This is a genomic window from Treponema sp. R80B11-R83G3 (assembly GCF_054786115.1).
This window is the reverse complement of sequence record NZ_BDHF01000117.1, coordinates 1-3,461: the sequence shown is the minus strand read 5'-3', so window position 1 is coordinate 3,461 and position 3,461 is coordinate 1. Positions and strand designations below refer to the sequence as shown.

General features: G+C 43.6%; 5 protein-coding genes. 1 reads left to right on the top strand and 4 read right to left on the bottom strand.

The features are described from left to right. Positions 1–245, top strand: a 245-nt coding sequence (locus ACYVRH_RS11275) for a hypothetical protein (RefSeq protein ID WP_461257013.1), incomplete at its 5' end; no start/stop codon positions are given. Between the two features lie 65 nt (positions 246–310). Here the strand turns inward: ACYVRH_RS11275 and ACYVRH_RS11270 are convergent. The 4 genes from ACYVRH_RS11270 to ACYVRH_RS11255 form a co-directional block, all read right to left on the bottom strand. Beyond that, the gene (locus ACYVRH_RS11270; RefSeq protein WP_461257012.1) at positions 311–1,159 is read right to left on the bottom strand and encodes an amidohydrolase family protein; all 849 of its coding nucleotides are present in this window, start codon (positions 1,157–1,159) and stop codon (positions 311–313) included. Next, positions 1,149–1,940, bottom strand: coding sequence for an ECF transporter S component (locus ACYVRH_RS11265; RefSeq protein WP_461257011.1), 792 nt, complete (start codon positions 1,938–1,940; stop codon positions 1,149–1,151). The genes ACYVRH_RS11270 and ACYVRH_RS11265 overlap by 11 nt, the downstream gene beginning before the upstream one ends. Further along, positions 1,918–2,577 carry an energy-coupling factor ABC transporter ATP-binding protein gene (locus ACYVRH_RS11260; protein WP_461257010.1) on the bottom strand — a complete coding sequence of 220 codons (660 nt, stop codon included), beginning with the start codon at positions 2,575–2,577 and terminating at the stop codon, positions 1,918–1,920. Before ACYVRH_RS11260 ends, ACYVRH_RS11265 begins: the two co-directional genes overlap by 23 nt. 69 nt (positions 2,578–2,646) lie before the next feature. Next, positions 2,647–3,366, bottom strand: a complete 720-nt coding sequence (locus tag ACYVRH_RS11255) for an energy-coupling factor ABC transporter ATP-binding protein (RefSeq protein ID WP_461257009.1) — start codon at positions 3,364–3,366, stop codon at positions 2,647–2,649. Positions 3,367–3,461: the final 95 nt, after the last annotated feature.

Sequence of the window (3,461 nt, the reverse complement as noted above, 5' to 3'; positions counted from 1 at the left end):
GCGGAGACTCAGGCCTTACAAGCAGGGTCAATGAATTGGAAGCAAACGTTTCCAATTTGCAAAAAAGCTCTAAAGAAAAAGACGATAAAATCGCGTCATTGGAAGCCGATAAAACAAAAGCCGCCTCGGATATTACCAGTTTGCAAAACGCGAATGCGACGAAAGATCAGGAAATAACAAAGCTTAAAAATCAGGTTGGTATCGCCCAACAGGCTTTACAGGCATTGCAGGCGTTACAGGAATAATGCCTGAACTTTATCGCAATATTTTTAACGAAGAACACAAAGGAAGAGAAGGACACAAAGAATCCCTACTCCCCACTCCCCACTCCCTTCAGCAGTTTTTGCGCGTTTTTACAAAGTATCAGGTTTTTATCGTCTTCACAGAGGCCGCTGTTGTTTAGTCCTTTTATGTAACGTGAGGGCGGAAGGATTGGGAAGTCGCTGCCAAAAATTATTTTTTCGCATAGGCCTAACGCTTTTGCTGCGCGGTAAATTCGCTCATCAAAAAGATACGGGGTTACGGCGATGTCGTAGTACACATTGCGGAAACTTGCCTTGATTTCTTTCATTGTCTCATATATAAAAATCCCGCCGCCCCAATGGGCGAGTATTATTTTTAGGTCGGGATTGTTAATGATAAATTTTTCAATGTCTTTCATTTGTATATTTGTCTTCCCCGGGTAATAATGGCCGACAGTTTCATTTGTATGGAGCAGTAACGGCATTCCAAGTTCTTTACACGCGCCTGTTAAATCGGCTGTTTCCTTTTCATTCGCAAGGTCAATACTCTGCCCTTCTGGAAAAAGTTCGCCTACGCCTATTAGGCCATTGTTATAACAGCGCTCTATTTCTTTTGCGGCCTCTTTGCAGGGGGGGACGGCCGCGAAGCCTGTCAGTTTTTCGGGAAACTGTTTTGTTTTTTCTATTACATAATCATTCACATAACGGCAAAGGCCTAAGTCGTTAAAACCAAAGCCGAATATTACCGCTCTGTCAAAACCGTCTTTCTCTAATACTGAAACAACGTCTTCCGCAGTCGCGAATTTATTTACTTTACTGTGCGAAATCAGCGAAAAGTACGGTTCTTTTTCGGCGTATTGAGTCCAATTCGCGATAATATCGGGAGGCGTTACGTGAACATGACAATCAATCTTCATTTAAAACTCCGTTTTCATCAGATTCACTCTGGGGGCCTGTAAAAATGCCAATTTTATTTAAACCTGCAAGAAGCGGCGTTCCCGCAAGCATTGCAGCGGACGCGAAAATAGCGCGTTCAATGGGAGCGGTAATTGTCAGTATCGCCCAAATTTCTTTTGGCTGTTTGTACAATACAAGAGAGAAAAAATTCCCCACTGTCGCGCCGCCTATAAGGCCGCTAAAGGCGCATAGCCAGACGGCTGGAAATTTTATCCATTGGTTTTTACAGGTGAACATCCGCCGAGAGAAAATAACCGCTATTATCATAACTGCAAAACCCAATCCGTAAAAAAACAGCGGCAACAGGATAACGCTTCTGCCTATTTCCTGCGTAAACCAGAGAATTGTTCCTGTAATGTATACGATAATCCCTCCGTTGATGATGAACTTTCCGGCTGAGTTAATAGCGACAGGCGGCCATTTTCCCCACGCGATACATCCGGTTGTAAAAGCGGTAGTCGTCCCCACGATAAAAGTGCCAAGCCCCATCCATGCGGTGACAGGCGCGATTAAAGAGCCGATAAAGCCTCCCGCCGCAGAGCATAGGGCGCCGGCTAAGGGGCCGAAAAAAATTCCCGAAAGCGGATAAAGTACCGCAGATAAAGAAAATGTCCCGCCCGTTCCAATGATTGGAATAGTAGGCAATAAATGCCCCACAGCGATAACGGCTGCCCAAACGCTTATAACGGCGGGGTGAACCATGAAATGCTTTTTTTTGCTAATCTTCACGTCTTCCATCAAATACAATCCCGCCTTTTTCCATTTTAATCAGCCTGTGAGCGTATTCGCCCGCCAAAATCATGTTATGCGTAACAAAAATAATTGTAAAGCCCCTCGAATGAAGATCGCGGGCAATATTCATGATTTTTAAACTGCCTGAGTAATCATTGCCAACGTCAACTTCGTCAAAAATAATTATTTTACTATTCATCGCAAGAACGCACGCGATTAGCGTCTTCGTGCGATCCTGCCTGCTTAACGCCGGAGGAAAAGCGTCCGCATCGTTAAGGCCCACAGTTTTTAAGGCAGTCTCTACCCTTCGCTTTATTTCAGTTTTTGAAAGACGCATATTTTTAAGCGCGAAAGCGGCTTCTTTGTAAACAGAATCCGTAAAAAGCTGTGTATCGGGGTTTTGCATAACAAATCCCGCTTCTTTGGAAATATCGCTAACGGAAAGTTCTTTTGTATTTTTGCCGCGAATGAAAATATCCCCTCCGCTCGGGCGTAAAAGGCCCGTAATACATTTAAGCAGGGTCGTTTTTCCGCAACCGTTATCGCCCATTATAGCTATAAAATCATTTTCCGCGATTGACAGATTGATATTTTTTATTCCCGAACCGTTTGAATATGAAAAGCAAAGACTTTTTACATCGATCACGGGATTATCACAAGAAACTTTTTGCGGAAAAAATTTTTTAAAATTACCGGTAACGGGCTGTATGCCGTTTTATTCCAATAATGTCCTATCGGAAAAAATATTTTTAACTGCATCAAGCGCGGCAATTTTTCCGTTTTTAAGGATACAAACCCTATCCGCAAATTCAGCAGTTTTTGCGCTTTCGTGCATTGCCATAATTATTGTAATTTTTTCATTTTTTCGCATATCACTTAAAACGGACATTACTTCTTGCGCTCCCTGTTCATCAAGGCGGCACAGGGGTTCATCAAGAACCAGTACTTTCCCTTTCATTGCAAGAACCGCTGCAATAGCAAGACGCTGCTTTTCGCCGCCCGACAGAGTTGAGGGCGCTCTGTCTTCAAAACCGGCAAGCCCGACGGAGCGAAGAGCGAAGCTCACCCTTTTTTCGATTTCTTGCGGCGGTAAAAGGATATTTTGCAGTCCAAAACCTGCTTCATAACGGACGGACGATGTAAAAAGCTGAGCGTCAGGATCATCCAACGTCATACCGACCTTAAGAGCCAACTGCGGGACGGAGGAATTTACGGTATCCGCGCCGTCAACTGTAACCGTTCCAGATAAATGTCCGCCGCTAAGGTGTGGAATAATACCGTTAAGCAGTTTGCAAAAAGTAGTTTTTCCCGCTCCGTTTTCGCCCATTACGGCGAGAAATTCTCCTTCTGCCACGGATAAATTTATCCCTTCAAGCGCGTAATTTTTAGCGCGCGGGTATTTGAAACTGACATTATCCAGAGTGATTACACACATTCTTCACGCTCAATATAAATTTTTAAAAGTAAAATTAATAAACATCATAATAACAAAAAAAACAACACAGCCCGCGGCTATTGTTACATGATGGA